The organism is Streptococcus parasanguinis, assembly GCF_032163505.1.
GTDB classification, from domain to species: Bacteria; Bacillota; Bacilli; order Lactobacillales; family Streptococcaceae; genus Streptococcus; species Streptococcus parasanguinis_V.
The window spans coordinates 98,975-114,633 of the sequence record NZ_CP134147.1; the positions used below are offsets into that span (position 1 = coordinate 98,975).

Below are 15,659 nucleotides of genomic sequence, written 5' to 3' on the forward strand. Positions count from 1 at the left end.
GAATCACGGAGAAAGTTTATGGATATTAAAGAGACATTCAACCAGCTAGACAATACAAAATTTAATGATTTCAATAATCGCCTTGAAGGTTTTGAGAAACTTTTTAAAGACAAATATTATTTTACCCATCCCGAAGATTTTAGCTCAATCTTTAGCATTTTGGTAAAGTATGGAAAAAGTACAAGTAAATATATTTTATCGAAAGGAGAGATATATGAGTGAAATAGTTATTAATGCTCAGAATTTATCTAAAAATTTTTATAATTTTGATTCAAGACTCCCATTTATCAAGAGATTTTTGAAACGTAATCAAATAACGATTCGAGCTGTTCAAGATATTAGTTTTACGATTAAGAGAGGGAGTATAGTTGGCTTTATTGGGAGTAATGGAGCTGGTAAATCCACAACGATTAAAATGTTGACTGGGACTCTTTATCCTAGTTCCGGAAAATTAGAAGTGAATGGAGAAATTCCATTTAAAAGAAGTATAAATTTTAGAAAAAAAATTTCAATAGTAGTAGGAAATAAATTACAGTTATTTCAAGATGTTTCGGCTATGGATTATTTTCAATTGATTGGTACTTTATATGAGGTAGAACCGGCGATTTTACAAGAACGAATTCAGGAATTAAGCAATTTGTTGAATGTAAAAGATCAGCTTTACCAGCAGGTCCGGACCCTCTCTCTTGGACAAAAAATGAAAATGGAGTTTATCGCGGCATCTTTAACAAGTCCGGAAATATTATTTTTAGACGAGCCTACTATAGGGTTAGATATACAGTCTAAAAAAGATATCAGAACATTTTTAAAGAAAATGAATGAAGAATGTCATACTACTATTATTTTAACGAGTCATGATATGGATGATATTTCGTCTGTTTGTGACGAATTAATCGTCATTGACAAAGGAAAAATTATTTTGCAGGAGTCAATGGATGTTATTTTATCTAAATTTTCTGATTTTAAATATTTAAAGATAAAAATGATATTAGATTTGGTACCAGAGTTATGCTCTGTTAAAGGAGTAGTAGTCATTTCTCAAACAAAATCGGAATGTATACTAAAAATACCTAGAGATTTTGTCTTTGAGACATTAGAATCAATCAATAAGCTTGTAGATATAGAAGATTTTGAAATATCAAATCTTTCTTTAGAAGAAATTATTTTACAAAACTATTTTACAAAAAAGGAGCACAATTGAAAAAAGAAATGTCTATTATTCTGATATCATTTCGATCTATTTTGAACTATAAATCAAGTGTACTATTGTTAATGTTACAGGCAAGTATACAAATTATGATATCAGTATTTTTATGGACGTATATATATCAGAGTAACCAGATAAATATAGCAGGATATGATTTTACCTCAATGGTTCAATACTATTTGGGGACTATAATTTTTTCATATTTTGTTTTTTATCCAGTTGATTGGGAAATCAATGACGATGTTCATTCAGGAAATTTTTTTAGCATATTAATAAAACCTGTTACTTTTTATAAGTATTATTTTTGTAAAATGCTTGGAGATAGGCTTGCTCATTTATTATTTATCATCATTCCTGTCATTTTATTCTCCAGTGTTTATTACAAGAATGAGTTATTAACCATTGAAATTCTTATTTTAGGAAGTATTGCAATTATTCTATCTATGGTTCTATGGTTTTTAATATCATGTTGTGTAGGTATGCTTTCTTTTTGGTTAGAAAATATATTTTTTGTCCTTACTGTTAAAGAAATAGTAATTCAGTTTTTATCAGGAATATTATTGCCTTTAAGTTTTTTTTCAAATAATTTTCGTCTGTTTTTAGATGTATTACCTTTTAAATACTTAGTATATGAACCGCTTCAGATGTTTAGTAATGATACATATAAATTAATAGACTATTTGAGAATTATTTGTATTCAATTGATTTGGTGCATCATTTTTTATATTATATCAAGATTCATATTGAGAAAAGGAGTGGAGCACTTCTCAAATGTGGGAGGATAAAATGTTTAGAATAAAAGTAATTTTTAGGCTACTTCATTTTGGTTTTAAATCTGATATGAATTTTCATTTTGACTTCTTTTGTGGTCTATTTTCGTCGATACTGTGGATTGGTTTACCTATTGTATTTTTTAGATTGATTTTCTTAAACATAGACTCTTTTAATGGTTGGGACTATTATCAAATTTTATTTTTGGTAGGTTCCTACACTATTGTAGATGGAGTTATGATGGGATTGTTAATTAGAAGTATGGGAATTTTAGAATCAGATATTTTGAGTGGTAACTTGGATCAAATTTTATTGAGGCCGTTTGATACTCAGTTGTTCTATATTTTTAGATCATTTAATTTAGTTCAATTCGTGAATACTTTTTTTGGTCTTGCGATCATTTTTATAAGTTATGGAAATTTAAATGTACATTTAAATTCATTAAAAATATTATTTTATATCCTTTCTTTAATGTGTGGTTGTATTATATATTATTCAATTTGGTTTCTAATAACGATTAGTTCATTTTGGTTCCCAACTAAATTTTCAAAAGTAGATGTATTTTTGAATTATATTGGAATTTCTAAGTATCCATATAATATTTTTACAGGTATTAACAGATTGATCACTATGTTATTTGTTCCCAATTTATTAATTGCCAATCCTGCAGTATTAATATTTTTAGGGAAAGATACATTGAACCTATTTTTCTATCAAATAGTTTTTACAGTTTTTTTGATTATTATCAGTCGTACATTTTTTAGAAAAGGATTGAAAAAATATGAAAGTGCAGGAAGATAAACAATGTTGTTCAGTTATATGTTTGACTAAAGGAAGTGATTCGCTGTACTTTGTTTTGTGGTCATTGAAACATCAGATAATTATAAACTATAATTTAAAGAATAGTATTATTAACTTATAGGTGCTAAGAAAAAATTTAAAGAAATTCCCTCATTCAATCAAACTTATTCATATTTTTTAAAATAAGAAAATAGTTGGATTTTGATGATGGTTGATATAAAGCTAAACTGAAAGTACCTGAAATCCAACTGTGTCAAACCAGGCTTGAAAAAAGCTCGTAAAGCATCACAATTTAGTAAACGTTAAAACTTATTTAAACTTATTGAAAGCATTTCGTATCAAAAATACGGGATGCTTTTTCTGTTCACCCCAAATTTTTGTAACTAGGTGATACTTGAAATTAATACAAATTTGGTTGTTTTTGATAAATCTAAGCAACACTAAATGATGAAGTGAAAGGGGATGAATCTTTGATAGTATTCATTTATTGTGAAATATGATATATTTATTAATTAGATGGATGAATACTTCTAGAGTTAAATATAGCATAATAGGGACAGACTTTTTGGTTTATTTTTGTTTGTAGTCGGATTATGAAAGAATATCCAATATTATGCGATAAGATAGAATGTTACAAAAAAGAAAGGGGATGCAATCCGATGAAGAAAGACAGATTAATTGTATTGACAGATGCTGTTCTAGCAATTATTATGACCATCTTGATTTTAGAGTTAGAAAAACCAACAACACCAAGTCTTGAAGCTTTTTGGGATTTACGGCAAAATTTCTTTGCTTGTTTTCTTTCCTTTTTCTGGTTGGGATCGTTATGGATGGCACTAAACACATTATGGGAAAAGGTTGAGAAAATTTCCTCAGAAATTATTTGGTGGAATTTGTTTCTACTCTTGGAGCGGCAGGAGTTCTCTTTGGAGAATTTCATGCCATCCAAGATACCAGTCTGAATGATGTGGTGGACCGGATCTATATAAATGTCAAGGATTTACCGTTTCAGTCCTTGGGAGCTTTAGCTAATATCCTGTCTGATGTTAAGAAGGGACTGATTCAAGACAGTCATATCTGGTCTTTCTTCCAGTCATTTTTCAAACAATATCAGTTGATAATCAGCTTAAATCAGATCTATCAGTTTGTCTATCTTTCTCTGATGGAGATCATGTCCTATCTTCACTTTGATTATTGGAAAAAACGGCTCGGTCAGGAGCTAGTATGAATAAGGAGAACAAATGAGACGTTTAAAAATGTTATGGCATATTATACAGGTTACGGGTTTTACTCGGTTTGCTCTGAGTTTTGTGACCTTTGTTTTTGGGTCAGGAGGCGTGCTTTTCCTAGTTGAACCTGCTATCACAAATTACGGAGACGGTCTTTGGTATGCTTTTGTGACTTCGACGACTGTCGGCTACGGGGATCTCCTAGCTGTGACCTTGATTGGAAGGATTACCAGTGTCTTCTTGACGATTTATGGGCTCATATTTTTTGGCTGTTTATCAGCTGTTATTATTAATTATTATACCGATTTAAATAAGGAAAGAGGAGAGGACAAATGACTGCCAATTATTCAACACGGGAATACCGTGAGAAATTATACGATGACCTTCATGTTCGATTGAGAGATACAGCGATTTTGATGTGTGCAATTTTTATTGCCTCTATCGGTCTAAATATGAATTCAACAGCTGTTATTATTGGAGCCATGTTAATTTCACCTCTCATGACACCGATTGTTGGACTGGGATTCGGTTTAGCTATTTTTGATACGCGTTTAATCAAGCAATCTCTAGAGGTTTTATTGACTCAAGTGTTGGTCAGTTTGCTTGTCTCGACTCTGTATTTCTGGATTTCTCCCTTGTCTTATGCAAGTAGCGAGTTGATCGCACGAACCTCTCCAACCATTTGGGATGTTCTCATTGCTATTGCTGGTGGGATTGCTGGTGTGATCGGTTCAAGGAAAAAAGAAGCAAACAATATCGTGCCAGGAGTAGCCATTGCTACAGCTTTGATGCCGCCTATCTGTACTGCTGGCTATGGTTTAGCTAATGGGAATGTACGATTTTTATTGGGCTCTCTATCTTTTCTTGATCAACTGTGTCTTTATCATGCTAGCCAACATTGTTGGAACAAGAATTTTGATGAGAAAATCTCCTTTAACTTCATTTAAAGAGCTGAGCATTAAAATGAGAATTGGCTTGATTTCTTTGATTGTATTGTTGATTCTTCCAGCTAGCTATTCGGCAGTTACTCTGACAATAGAACAAGCGCGCAAAGAAGGGATCAAACAGTTTGTAGGAAAAGAGTTCGCCAATTATACGGTTATTAATCAAGTCTACAAGTCAAGTAACAATGAATTGGTCTTGACGGTTGTTGGAGATCCGATTTCAGAAGAAGAATTAGAAACACTCCACCAAAAACAAGCCTCTTACGGTATTCAATCTGTTCAATTGAAAGTGAATCAAGTTCAGAACTCGCCAACATTAGATAGTGAAGCGACCAAGGAATTTTATGAAAACATTGACAAGTATATTGATCAAAAACTCTCTGAAAAAGATTCACAAAACGATCTCGTAAAAGAAAATGAAGCAGACAAGGATTGAGGACAATGAACTGAATCGGTTTTTACGCCGTGTTTTTCTTGTATCTTCCTCTTTCTTACTTATAGCAGGTTGTTTTTGCTTGAATAAGAAATAAATTAGAAGTTCTATCATCTAAGAAAAATGATGAAAAAAATCATTTAACTAATGGTGTGAACGTTTAGTGTTTATCAGCTCCATTCTCTGTAATTTTGGGGGTAAAATCCACACCATTTAGATAAAATTAGTTGAATTTGATTGGAAAAACGCTTTTATAAAAGCGGAGAAAAGTCTTGATATTACGCTGTTTTTAGTCCAACTGAAATTCATACTTTCCAAACCAGGTCATACGATCTGTGAGAAAAAGAACACATAACAAAAAGAGGAGCTTCACAATAAAGTTCCTCTTCTTTTATATATCCGAATCATTATTCTTATTTCAAAAAAGGTAGTGAAAAAGGTAGTGATTCGGTTGATTTATATTGCAATGTAGTGAAATTTAGAATTTCAAGAATCGCTTAAAATCAAGGTTTCTAACATCTATTGACGTGTAGTGAACCCCTATTTCACCTCTGTAAACACAACGTGTTTGCGAAGTTTTGGTGAGTATTTCTTCAATTGAAGACGGTCTGGAGTGTTACGTTTGTTTTTAGAAGTAAGGTACAAGCGTTCACCAGATTCTTTGTGTTCAAGTGTAATATTTACGCGCATGGTATCTCCCTTCTATTATTCAGCTGATGCAGCTTTAGCGATCTTACGTCCTTTGTAGTATCCTTTAAGTGATACACGGTGTGAACGTGAGTAATCTCCAGTTGCTTCGTCAAAGTTTACAGATGGAGCTGTTACTTTGTAGTGCGTACGACGTTTGTTTTTCTTCGCTTTTGATGTGCGACGTGCAGGTACTGCCATTTCGTTTTTCTCCTTTTAAGATATAAATTCAATTAGGTTTGATTTTCATCAACTGTAACAGTATAACAAAACTTTTTTGTAAAGTAAAGTTACTTGACAAAAAAATTGAAATTTTTGAAAGAAATTTTTCTGTCGTCTGTCTCTTCAAAGTCCTTGCCTATCTTTGTGGCCTCTTTTATGCTATAATGGTAAAAAATGGAACGAGAGGAATGACATGACAGAATTAGACAAACGCCATCGTAGTAGTGTCTACGATAGCATGGTAAAATCTCCCAACCGTGCCATGCTTCGCGCGACGGGAATGACCGATGAGAGTTTTGAGAAACCGATTGTTGGAGTGATTTCGACATGGGCGGAAAATACCCCTTGTAACATCCACCTTCACGATTTTGGAAAACTGGCCAAAGAAGGTGTGAAAGATGCAGGTGCTTGGCCGGTTCAATTTGGGACCATTACGGTTGCCGATGGGATCGCTATGGGAACGCCTGGGATGCGCTTCTCCTTGACGTCACGTGATATCATTGCGGATTCTATCGAAGCGGCTATGGGGGGTCACAACGTGGATGCCTTTGTAGCTATCGGAGGCTGTGATAAGAACATGCCTGGTTCCATGATTGCCATTGCCAATATGGATATCCCAGCGATCTTTGCCTATGGTGGTACCATTGCACCGGGTAATCTGAATGGCAAGGATATCGACTTGGTTTCTGTTTTCGAAGGGATCGGGAAGTGGAATCACGGTGATATGACCGCTGAAGAAGTGAAAGATCTTGAGTGTAATGCCTGCCCTGGCCCTGGTGGCTGTGGTGGTATGTATACGGCCAATACCATGGCGACAGCGATCGAGGTCCTTGGGATGAGCTTACCAGGTTCATCTTCTCACCCTGCTGAATCAGCGGATAAGAAGGCCGATATCGAAGAAGCAGGTCGTGCTGTTGTCAAAATGCTTGAAATGGGACTGAAGCCATCTGATATCTTGACCCGTGAAGCCTTTGAAGATGCGATTACAGTGACCATGGCGCTTGGTGGTTCTACCAATGCCACTCTTCACTTGCTCGCTATTGCTCATGCGGCCAATGTGGATTTGACGCTTGAAGACTTCAACGATTTCCAAGAGCGCGTGCCTCATTTGGCGGACTTGAAACCTTCAGGAAAATATGTCTTCCAAGACCTTTACAATGTCGGTGGTGTGCCAGCCGTCATGAAATACCTTCTTAAGAATGGTTTCCTTCACGGGGATCGCATCACCTGTACTGGTAAGACTGTTGCAGAAAACTTGGAGGCCTTCGCTGATTTGACACCAGGTCAAAAAGTTATCATGCCACTTGAAAATCCAAAACGTGCGGATGGTCCATTGATCATCTTGAAAGGGAACTTGGCTCCAGAAGGGGCGGTTGCCAAAGTATCAGGTGTGAAAGTTCGTAACATCACTGGTCCTGCTAAGGTCTTTGACTCAGAAGAAGCTGCCATTGAAGCCGTTCTTTCGGATGAAATCGTGGATGGCGACGTTGTTGTTGTTCGTTTCGTAGGTCCTAAGGGTGGTCCTGGTATGCCGGAAATGCTGTCCTTGTCATCTATGATCGTTGGGAAAGGCCAAGGAGACAAGGTAGCCCTCTTGACAGACGGGCGCTTCTCAGGTGGGACTTATGGTCTCGTTGTTGGTCACATTGCGCCTGAAGCTCAGGTCGGTGGTCCGATTGCCTACCTCCACACAGGAGATCTGGTAACGGTTGATCAAGATACCAAAGAAATCACCATGCACGTCTCAGACGAAGAGTTGGCGAAACGGAAGGCGGAAACAACCTTGCCACCACTGTATAGCCGTGGGGTTCTCGGTAAATACGCCCATATCGTTTCTTCCGCATCACGTGGTGCTGTGACCGACTTCTGGAATATGGAACAGTCTGGTAAACAGTAATTACAAGGACGACTTTGTCCAAAGAGAGAGTGGGACAGAAATCGGTAATTCGTTAAAATTCGATTTCGTCGTCCCACCTCCGCACAGTTGAGTAGGGCTGTAAAAGCTGATGAAATCAGTGTAGTAGAGCCTACTCAACCACTGCGTCTTGCTCGACAATCCAAAAATAATTGAGAGGCTAGGACTTTTGTCCCAGCCTCTTTTTTGGCTCAAAGTCGCTATTTTTAACCCTATCGCTGAAGCGTATGAATATTACTTTTTGGGGGATTTGAGTGTATCATCTGTCATTTTTCTTGTAAATCCGTCTATAATTTGCTATAATTGTGACTAATCGAATCAATCCTTTAATACTGTCCAGAGAGGCAGGCAAGGAGCTATGGAAATGAAAGGCCTGGGAAGACCAGCCTATATTTTGTGTATCTCCTTGTTGTGGGGGATTTTTTTGTATAGTTGAAAAGTGGTTTGATCAAAAAAGAAATCGTCGATGATGGAAGTAGGGAGTGCATCCTTACGATTTGGTCATCGAAGGTAGACGTTTTTGTTCAGCCATAGCTTGTCGCATCTTAATTTTAGGAGGTTTTTACGATCGTGAATGACGTTAAATATGATGTGAATGATATGCCAAAACCTGGTTTATTGATTGGTTTATCTTTCCAGCATTTGTTTGCCATGTTTGGGGCGACAGTGCTGGTGCCGATTTTGGTTGGGATTGATCCTGCCATTGCTTTGTTCTCATCTGGTTTGGGGACCTTGGCTCACTTGACAGTGACCAAGTATAAGATTCCTGCTTACATGGGGTCTAGTTTTGCTTATATTGCTGCTATGCAGATGTTGATGAAGACAGATGGAATCGCAGCAGTTGCCCAAGGTGCCATGGCGGGTGGTTTGGTCTACTTGTTTGTAGCTCTGATTGTTAAGCATGCGGGTAAAGATTGGATTAATAAGGTCCTTCCACCAATCGTGGTTGGCCCCATTATCATGGTAATTGGTTTGAGTCTTGCGAAGAATGCCGTCACTGATGCGACAACCTTAAATAATAGCTACAGCGGCTATGCTCTATTGATTTCGATGGTGACCCTCTTTGCGGTTATCCTATTTAACATGTATGGCAAGAAGATTGTCGGTGTCGTCCCAATTTTACTTGGATTAATTGTGGGCTATATTTTCTCATTGGCTCTTGGTTTGCTGACAGGACATAGTTTTGTCAATTTCTCAGAGGTAAGTGCGGCACATTGGATTCAAGTTCCAAACTTTGACATTCCATTTGTGGATTATAGCTTTAAACTCTATCCAAGTGCGATTTTGACTATGGCTCCGATTGCCTTTGTGACCATGACGGAACATTTTGGCCACCTCATGGTTTTAAATAGTTTGACTGAGCGTGATTACTTCAAGGATCCAGGACTTGACCATACGCTTACTGGTGATGGCTTGGCACAGATTATTGCTGGATTCTTTGGAGCTCCTCCGGTAACTTCTTATGGGGAAAACATTGGGGTTATGGCCCTTAGTAAGGTCTACTCAGTTTACGTTATTTCAGGCGCAGCAGTGATTGCGGTTGTCATGAGCTTTATTGGGAAGCTATCAGCACTCTTGCACTCTATTCCAACTCCTGTATTGGGAGGTTTGTCTATTGCCCTCTTTGGGGTTATCGCTGCTAGCGGTTTGAAAATTTTAGTTGAACATAAGATTGATTTTGATAATAAAAAGAATCTCTTGATTGCAAGTGTGATCTTGGTATCAGGGATCGGTGGTTTGATGATTGACCTCGGTGGTCTTCAAATCACTGGTGTCGCAACGTCAACCATTCTTGGAATTGTGTTGTATCAAATCCTTCCAGAACCAAAAGCTGACGAGGCTTAGTCCATTCTGGTAGTGAAAAAGTTTGAATGGATTCAAACATTATAAAAAAACGAGGAACAAACTCTGATGGCAGAGTTGGTGTTCCTCGTTTTTTTATGATGGATTGGATTCCCAAAGAGGCTTTCCTTCATTAAGTTGACTGCGTTTCTTAAATGGTAATGATTGTTATCGTGGTGGAAGACCAAGGGCGATGCGCCCGTATCGGCTGATTCGTGTAATTTTCCAAGCGGGTGACCAAGTCACTTCAACCTTGACATCTTCGATCCCCTCGATTTCTTTTAGGCGAGCGACGATTTCGATCGGAAGGCTCTCAGCACAGCTACAAGCCGTATCGGTAAAGGTCATAACCACCTTGCAAGTGCCGGCTTCATCTAGATGGATCTCGTAGATCAGTCCTAGGTTATAGACATCTAACTCAACATCGGTATCAAATACAAGCTCCAATTTTTCGATTAACGGCTTCTCTAGTGCCAGGGCGCGGTCATTGATTTTGATATCCTCTCTCATCGCAAGATCCTTTCAGTGTAGTATGGCTTCCATTTTCTCATAATTCGGCTGATAAGGCAAGAAGAGAAAGAGGTTTTGAAGGTGTTGAACGAAGGAAATTCGGTCCAGCCTCCATTTCTCTTCGAATTTGTGGTAAAATAGATGCAAAAGTAAGACAAAGGATGAAGGCTATGAAATTACAAAAACCAAAAGGGACCCAGGATATCCTTCCTGGCGATTCAGCGAAATGGCAATATGTAGAAGGCTTTGCACGCAAGGTCTTTGCGCGATACAATTATGATGAAATCCGCACACCGATCTTCGAACATTATGAAGTCATCAGCCGTTCAGTAGGGGATACGACGGATATCGTTACCAAAGAAATGTATGACTTCTATGATAAGGGAGATCGTCATATCACGCTTCGTCCAGAAGGAACAGCTCCTGTTGTCCGCTCGTATGTAGAAAACAAACTCTTTGCACCTGAGGTACAAAAACCAAGTAAGTTCTATTACATAGGCCCAATGTTCCGCTACGAACGTCCTCAAGCAGGTCGTTTGCGTCAATTCCACCAAATTGGGGTAGAATGCTTTGGATCGAGCAATCCTGCAACGGATGTCGAAACCATTGCCATGGCAGCGCAATTCCTGAAAGAACTAGGGATTGATAATGTGACCTTGCACTTGAACACCTTGGGAAGCCCTGCTAGTCGTCAGGCTTATCGCCAAGCCTTGATTGATTACCTCTTGCCAATGAAGGATCAATTGTCTAAGGACAGCCAACGTCGCTTAGAAGAAAATCCGCTTCGTGTCTTGGATTCAAAAGAAAAAGAAGACAAGGCCGCGGTTGAACAGGCTCCTTCCATCCTAGACTATCTAGATGAAGAAAGCCAAGCGCATTTTGATGCGGTTCGTCGGATGTTAGAAGATTTAGGTGTGGCCTATGTCATCGATACCAATATGGTGCGTGGCTTGGATTACTACAACCACACGATTTTTGAGTTCATTACAGAAATTGAAGGCAATGAATTGACAGTCTGTGCAGGTGGTCGCTATGATGGTTTGGTTGAATACTTCGGTGGCCCTGCGACAGCTGGTTTTGGATTTGGTATCGGTGTGGAACGGATCCTTCTCGTCCTTGAAAAGAAAGGCATAGAATTGCCGATCGAAACAGGCCTAGATGCCTACATCGCTGTCCTAGGAGATGAGGTCAATGAAGCAGCGCTTAGCTTGGTTCAAGCCCTTCGAATCCAAGGTTTCAAGGCAGAACGTGACTATCTTGGACGCAAACTCAAGGCCCAATTTAAGTCAGCAGATGTCTTTGCGGCCAAAGCCTTGATTACCTTAGGAAGTAGTGAAGTTGAGAGCGGTCAAGTTACTGTGAAAAATAACCAAACTCGTCAAGAAGTAACGGTAGCTCTTGAAAGCTTGAAGAAAGACTTCCCATCTGTTTTAGCAGAGTTGGGATTGGCTTGATCAAGTCTTACAGATACCTGTAAAACAGATTCGCATGGGAGTGGGAGCAAAGTCGTTGCGCCTGCTCTCTTTTATCTAGCTTCTGTTTACCGACCTTTGCCAAGATTTGGCGAAAAGCCGTTAAATTTTCTGACATTTATGATATAATGAGAAGACTACTAGTAAAGGAATGAATCAGTCATGACATTAGTTTATCAATCAACACGAGATGAAAATAATACTGTAACAGCTAGTCAAGCCATCCTTCAAGGTTTGGCAACAGATGGCGGCTTGTTTACTCCGGTCTCTTATCCTCAAGTGGAGCTAGATTTTAACACCCTCAAAGACGCTTCTTACCAAGAAGTGGCCAAGCTTGTTTTGTCAGCCTTTTTGGACGACTTTACAGCAGAAGAGTTGGACTACTGTATTTCTCATGCTTATGACAGCAAGTTTGATACCCCAGCTATTGCTCCGCTTGTCAAACTCGATGGGCAATACAATTTGGAACTCTTCCACGGCTCCACTATTGCCTTTAAAGATATGGCTTTGTCGATCTTGCCTTACTTTATGACAACAGCAGCTAAAAAGCACGATTTGGAAAATAAAATTGTCATCTTGACGGCGACTTCTGGAGATACAGGAAAAGCTGCCATGGCAGGTTTTGCCGATGTTCCAGGAACAGAGATTATTGTCTTTTATCCAAAAGATGGTGTCAGCAAGGTGCAAGAGTTGCAAATGACGACTCAAATTGGGGACAATACCCATGTCATCGCGATCGATGGAAACTTTGACGATGCCCAGACCAATGTCAAACACATGTTCAATGATGTGGCCCTTCGTGAAAAATTAGCAGCCAACAAGATGCAATTCTCATCAGCCAACTCTATGAACATTGGTCGTTTGGTGCCTCAGGTTGTTTATTACGTATACGCCTATGCGCAATTGGTCAAGACAGGCCAAATCACAGCGGGAGAAAAAGTCAACTTTACCGTCCCAACAGGAAACTTTGGAAATATCTTGGCAGCTTTCTATGCCAAACAAATCGGTCTTCCAGTTGGAAAATTGATCTGTGCGTCAAATGAAAACAATGTCTTGACAGACTTCTTCAAAACACATGTCTATGATAAGAAACGTGAGTTTAAGGTGACCACTAGCCCATCAATGGATATCTTGGTCTCTTCAAACTTGGAACGCTTGATTTTCCACTTGGTAGGCAATGATGCCACAAAGACCAAAGAGTTGATGGAAAACCTTGTTGCAACAGGTCAGTACCAGTTGTCCAACTTTGATGCAGACATCTTAGATTTGTTTGCGGCTGCATACGCAGATGAAGCAGAAACTGCTGCAGAGATCAAGCGGGTCTATGAAGCGTCTGATTACATTGAAGACCCTCATACCGCCGTAGCATCAGCCGTTTATCAAAAATACCGGACTCAAACAGGAGATACTGCTAAAACAGTTATTGCCTCTACAGCAAGTCCTTATAAATTCCCAGTTGTAGCGGTAGAAGCGGTAACAGGCGAGACAGGTCTAGGCGATTTCGAAGCCTTGGCTAAATTACACACACTTTCAGGTGTTCCTGTACCACCGGCTGTAGACAGCCTTGAAACTGCACCGGTTCGCCATCGTACAAGCGTGGCAGCCAAAGACATGCAAGCAGCCGTAGAAGACTACTTGGGACTTTAATTCTCTGTATTAGAAAGATCAAAAGAGCCGTTTGGCTCTTTTATATACTCATGAATTCATACAAAAAAATCTTAAATATCGCCCTTCCTGCCATGGGTGAAAATTTCTTACAAATGCTGATGGGCATGGTGGACTCTTATTTAGTGGCTCACCTGGGCTTGATTGCCATTTCAGGTGTTTCCGTCGCAGGGAATATCATCACGATCTATCAAGCCATCTTTTTGGCACTGGGTGCGGCAGTTGCTAGTGTCATGTCCAAAAGCTTGGGTGAAAAAAATCAAGAAAACATTGCCTACCATGCGACAGAGTCTCTAAAGGTGACCTTGTTGTTGAGTGCTCTCTTAGGAGGGGCTTCGCTGTTATTTGGACGCCAGATGATTTCGCTGTTGGGGACTGAAGCTGCAGTAGCCGAAAGCGGGGGGATTTACCTTTCCTTGGTTGGCGGGACCATAGTTCTCTTAGGATTGATGACGACCTTGGGCTCCTTGGTTCGGGTGGCCAACAATCCACGTATTCCTATGTATGTGAGCCTGTTGACCAATTTATTAAACGCTCTGTTTTCCTCTGTAGCCATTTTCCTTTTTGGTTGGGGCATTGTTGGTGCAGCTTTGGGGACAGTGCTGGCCCGTCTGGTGGGCGTCATCCTCTTGTGGCAAAAGGTCCAGCTACCCTTTGCCCCCCTTGGTTGGGGATTGGATCGTAAGCTCTTGAACTTAGCACTTCCAGCAGCCGGAGAGCGGCTGATGATGCGGGCTGGAGATGTGGTAATCATTGCGATCGTGGTTGCTTTTGGGACTGAGGCAGTCGCAGGAAATGCTATCGGAGAGACCCTGACCCAGTTTAATTATATGCCTGTATTTGGAGTGGCCACAGCGACGGTTATGCTCGTAGCACGGAGCCTGGGTGAAGGTGATCTTGAGCAGATTGATCGCCTTCAAAAGCAGTCTTACTGCTTGTCCTTTGTATTGATGTTACCCATTGCCTTGGGAATCTTTTTTGGTGGCACTCTTCTGACCCATCTCTACACACAAGATACAAAAGCAGTAGAAGCTAGCCTGTCGGTTGTCCTCTTTTCTTTGTTGGGAACGCCGTTTACAGCAGGAACGGTCATCTATACAGCTGTTTGGCAAGGCTTGGGAAATGGGAAACTTCCATTTTATGCAACGACGATTGGCATGTGGGTCATTCGAATTGGAGCCGGTTATCTGCTTGGAGTAACCCTTGGCTTTGGCCTTCCAGGGGTCTGGACTGGGACACTGCTCGACAATGGTTTCCGTTGGCTATTTTTGAGTCAGCTATATAGACGAAAAGTAGGAGAGAAAAAATGACAAAACGAGCCTTTATTTGGGATTTGGATGGGACCTTGCTGGATTCCTATGATGCGATTCTGGCTGGTCTTGAGGAGACCTATGCAACTTATCAGCTTCTGTTTGACCGAGCCAGCATTAAAGATTTCATCTTGAAGCATTCGGTTCAAGATCTTTTAGTAGCCGTGGCGGAGGAGTATCATCTGGATGTGACTGACTTGAATCATCGTCGAGCTGAAAGTCTAGCAGAGAAAAATGCCCAGGTCCTTCTGATGGATGGGGCGCGTGATGTCCTATCCTGGGCACAAGAAGCTGGAATTGAGCAGTTTGTCTATACCCATAAGGGAGAGAACGCCTTTGTCATCCTGCGGGACTTGGGTTTGGAATCTTTTTTTACAGAGATTTTGACCAGTCAAAGTGGTTTTGCTCGCAAGCCTGACCCAGAAGCTGCCAGGTATCTGATGGAGAAGTACGGGGTGGAGCCAGAAAATACCTACTATATTGGGGATCGGAGCCTGGATATTGACTTTGCAAGAAATAGCCAGATTCAGAGTATCAATTTTTTGACGTCTGACTATCAAGGCAATCATCAGATGAACACCTTACTAGATATTCCAGGTATTTTAAACGCTGAAAAGAATCTGTAAAGAATTTGTTTTCATTTTGAAATAA

16 protein-coding genes and 1 pseudogene are annotated in these 15,659 nt (G+C 39.6%); 14 read left to right on the forward strand and 3 right to left on the reverse strand.

Annotation, left to right across the window (positions count from 1 at the left end; all coding sequences use genetic code 11):
* Positions 1-18 precede the first annotated feature (18 nt).
* The 8 genes and pseudogenes from RIN70_RS00565 to RIN70_RS00600 all read left to right on the forward strand — a co-directional run bounded on the left by RIN70_RS00565 (position 19) and on the right by RIN70_RS00600 (position 5,388).
* The gene (locus RIN70_RS00565) at positions 19-222 is read left to right on the forward strand and encodes a hypothetical protein (RefSeq protein WP_003010127.1); all 204 of its coding nucleotides are present in this window, start codon (positions 19-21) and stop codon (positions 220-222) included.
* Positions 215-1,201, forward strand: coding sequence for an ABC transporter ATP-binding protein (locus tag RIN70_RS00570; RefSeq protein WP_195623562.1), 987 nt, complete (start codon positions 215-217; stop codon positions 1,199-1,201). Before RIN70_RS00565 ends, RIN70_RS00570 begins: the two co-directional genes overlap by 8 nt.
* A complete protein-coding gene (locus RIN70_RS00575; protein ID WP_003013825.1) occupies positions 1,198-1,992 on the forward strand; it encodes an ABC transporter permease in 795 nt (264 codons plus the stop codon). Before RIN70_RS00570 ends, RIN70_RS00575 begins: the two co-directional genes overlap by 4 nt.
* A gap of 1 nt (position 1,993) precedes the next feature.
* Positions 1,994-2,779: an ABC transporter permease gene (locus RIN70_RS00580; RefSeq protein ID WP_313790610.1), complete on the forward strand. Its 786-nt coding sequence runs from the start codon at positions 1,994-1,996 to the stop codon at positions 2,777-2,779.
* 659 nt (positions 2,780-3,438) lie between these two features.
* Positions 3,439-3,741, forward strand: a complete 303-nt coding sequence (locus tag RIN70_RS00585; protein ID WP_004240734.1) for a TMEM175 family protein — start codon at positions 3,439-3,441, stop codon at positions 3,739-3,741.
* Positions 3,666-4,007 (forward strand): hypothetical protein, encoded by a 342-nt coding sequence (locus RIN70_RS00590; RefSeq protein WP_000397556.1) that lies wholly within the window; start codon positions 3,666-3,668, stop codon positions 4,005-4,007. The genes RIN70_RS00585 and RIN70_RS00590 overlap by 76 nt, the downstream gene beginning before the upstream one ends.
* A 13-nt stretch (positions 4,008-4,020) precedes the next feature.
* Positions 4,021-4,344 (forward strand): potassium channel family protein, encoded by a 324-nt coding sequence (locus RIN70_RS00595; RefSeq protein ID WP_001253404.1) that lies wholly within the window; start codon positions 4,021-4,023, stop codon positions 4,342-4,344.
* Positions 4,341-5,388, forward strand: a pseudogene (locus tag RIN70_RS00600) (DUF389 domain-containing protein). The gene RIN70_RS00595 and the pseudogene RIN70_RS00600 overlap by 4 nt, the downstream one beginning before the upstream one ends.
* Positions 5,389-5,925: 537 nt before the next feature.
* Here the strand turns inward: RIN70_RS00600 and rpmG are convergent.
* Together rpmG and rpmF are read right to left on the reverse strand one after the other, a co-directional pair.
* Positions 5,926-6,075, reverse strand: coding sequence for a 50S ribosomal protein L33 (gene rpmG / locus RIN70_RS00605; RefSeq protein WP_001265622.1), 150 nt, complete (start codon positions 6,073-6,075; stop codon positions 5,926-5,928).
* 15 nt (positions 6,076-6,090) lie between these two features.
* On the reverse strand, positions 6,091-6,273 hold the full coding sequence (gene rpmF / locus RIN70_RS00610) for a 50S ribosomal protein L32 (protein ID WP_003009516.1): 183 nt from the start codon (positions 6,271-6,273) through the stop codon (positions 6,091-6,093).
* A gap of 214 nt (positions 6,274-6,487) precedes the next feature.
* Between rpmF and ilvD the strand changes: the two genes are divergently transcribed.
* Both ilvD and RIN70_RS00620 read left to right on the forward strand, forming a co-directional pair.
* The gene (ilvD, locus tag RIN70_RS00615) at positions 6,488-8,191 is read left to right on the forward strand and encodes a dihydroxy-acid dehydratase (RefSeq protein ID WP_024054740.1); all 1,704 of its coding nucleotides are present in this window, start codon (positions 6,488-6,490) and stop codon (positions 8,189-8,191) included.
* Positions 8,192-8,779: 588 nt separating this feature from the next.
* Positions 8,780-10,054, forward strand: a complete 1,275-nt coding sequence (locus tag RIN70_RS00620; protein ID WP_151191235.1) for a uracil-xanthine permease family protein — start codon at positions 8,780-8,782, stop codon at positions 10,052-10,054.
* A 165-nt stretch (positions 10,055-10,219) separates the two neighbouring features.
* Here the strand turns inward: RIN70_RS00620 and RIN70_RS00625 are convergent, their stop codons facing one another.
* Complete coding sequence (locus RIN70_RS00625) at positions 10,220-10,561, reverse strand: metal-sulfur cluster assembly factor (protein WP_003010891.1); 342 nt, start codon at positions 10,559-10,561, stop codon at positions 10,220-10,222.
* 170 nt (positions 10,562-10,731) lie between these two features.
* Between RIN70_RS00625 and hisS the strand changes: the two genes are divergently transcribed.
* The 4 genes from hisS (at position 10,732) to RIN70_RS00645 (ending at position 15,634) form a co-directional block, all read left to right on the forward strand.
* Positions 10,732-12,015 carry a histidine--tRNA ligase gene (gene hisS, locus RIN70_RS00630; protein ID WP_003010893.1) on the forward strand — a complete coding sequence of 428 codons (1,284 nt, stop codon included), beginning with the start codon at positions 10,732-10,734 and terminating at the stop codon, positions 12,013-12,015.
* Positions 12,016-12,195: 180 nt separating this feature from the next.
* Positions 12,196-13,680, forward strand: a complete 1,485-nt coding sequence (gene thrC, locus RIN70_RS00635; protein WP_155125363.1) for a threonine synthase — start codon at positions 12,196-12,198, stop codon at positions 13,678-13,680.
* Between the two features lie 50 nt (positions 13,681-13,730).
* Complete coding sequence (locus tag RIN70_RS00640) at positions 13,731-15,008, forward strand: MATE family efflux transporter (protein ID WP_313790611.1); 1,278 nt, start codon at positions 13,731-13,733, stop codon at positions 15,006-15,008.
* Entirely contained in the window at positions 15,005-15,634 is a 630-nt protein-coding gene (locus RIN70_RS00645; protein ID WP_155125361.1) for an HAD-IA family hydrolase, read from the forward strand. Before RIN70_RS00640 ends, RIN70_RS00645 begins: the two co-directional genes overlap by 4 nt.
* The last annotated feature ends 25 nt before the right edge of the window (positions 15,635-15,659 follow it).

Coding starts and splice junctions, on each gene's coding strand:
- RIN70_RS00565 (WP_003010127.1), top strand. CDS start 19: ATGGATATTAAAGAGACATTCAACCAGCTAGACAATACAAAATTTAAT.
- RIN70_RS00570 (WP_195623562.1), top strand. CDS start 215: ATGAGTGAAATAGTTATTAATGCTCAGAATTTATCTAAAAATTTTTAT.
- RIN70_RS00580 (WP_313790610.1), top strand. CDS start 1,994: ATGTTTAGAATAAAAGTAATTTTTAGGCTACTTCATTTTGGTTTTAAA.
- RIN70_RS00585 (WP_004240734.1), top strand. CDS start 3,439: ATGAAGAAAGACAGATTAATTGTATTGACAGATGCTGTTCTAGCAATT.
- RIN70_RS00595 (WP_001253404.1), top strand. CDS start 4,021: ATGAGACGTTTAAAAATGTTATGGCATATTATACAGGTTACGGGTTTT.
- rpmG (WP_001265622.1), bottom strand. CDS start 6,075: ATGCGCGTAAATATTACACTTGAACACAAAGAATCTGGTGAACGCTTG.
- rpmF (WP_003009516.1), bottom strand. CDS start 6,273: ATGGCAGTACCTGCACGTCGCACATCAAAAGCGAAGAAAAACAAACGT.
- ilvD (WP_024054740.1), top strand. CDS start 6,488: ATGACAGAATTAGACAAACGCCATCGTAGTAGTGTCTACGATAGCATG.
- RIN70_RS00625 (WP_003010891.1), bottom strand. CDS start 10,561: ATGAGAGAGGATATCAAAATCAATGACCGCGCCCTGGCACTAGAGAAG.
- hisS (WP_003010893.1), top strand. CDS start 10,732: ATGAAATTACAAAAACCAAAAGGGACCCAGGATATCCTTCCTGGCGAT.
- thrC (WP_155125363.1), top strand. CDS start 12,196: ATGACATTAGTTTATCAATCAACACGAGATGAAAATAATACTGTAACA.
- RIN70_RS00640 (WP_313790611.1), top strand. CDS start 13,731: ATGAATTCATACAAAAAAATCTTAAATATCGCCCTTCCTGCCATGGGT.
- RIN70_RS00645 (WP_155125361.1), top strand. CDS start 15,005: ATGACAAAACGAGCCTTTATTTGGGATTTGGATGGGACCTTGCTGGAT.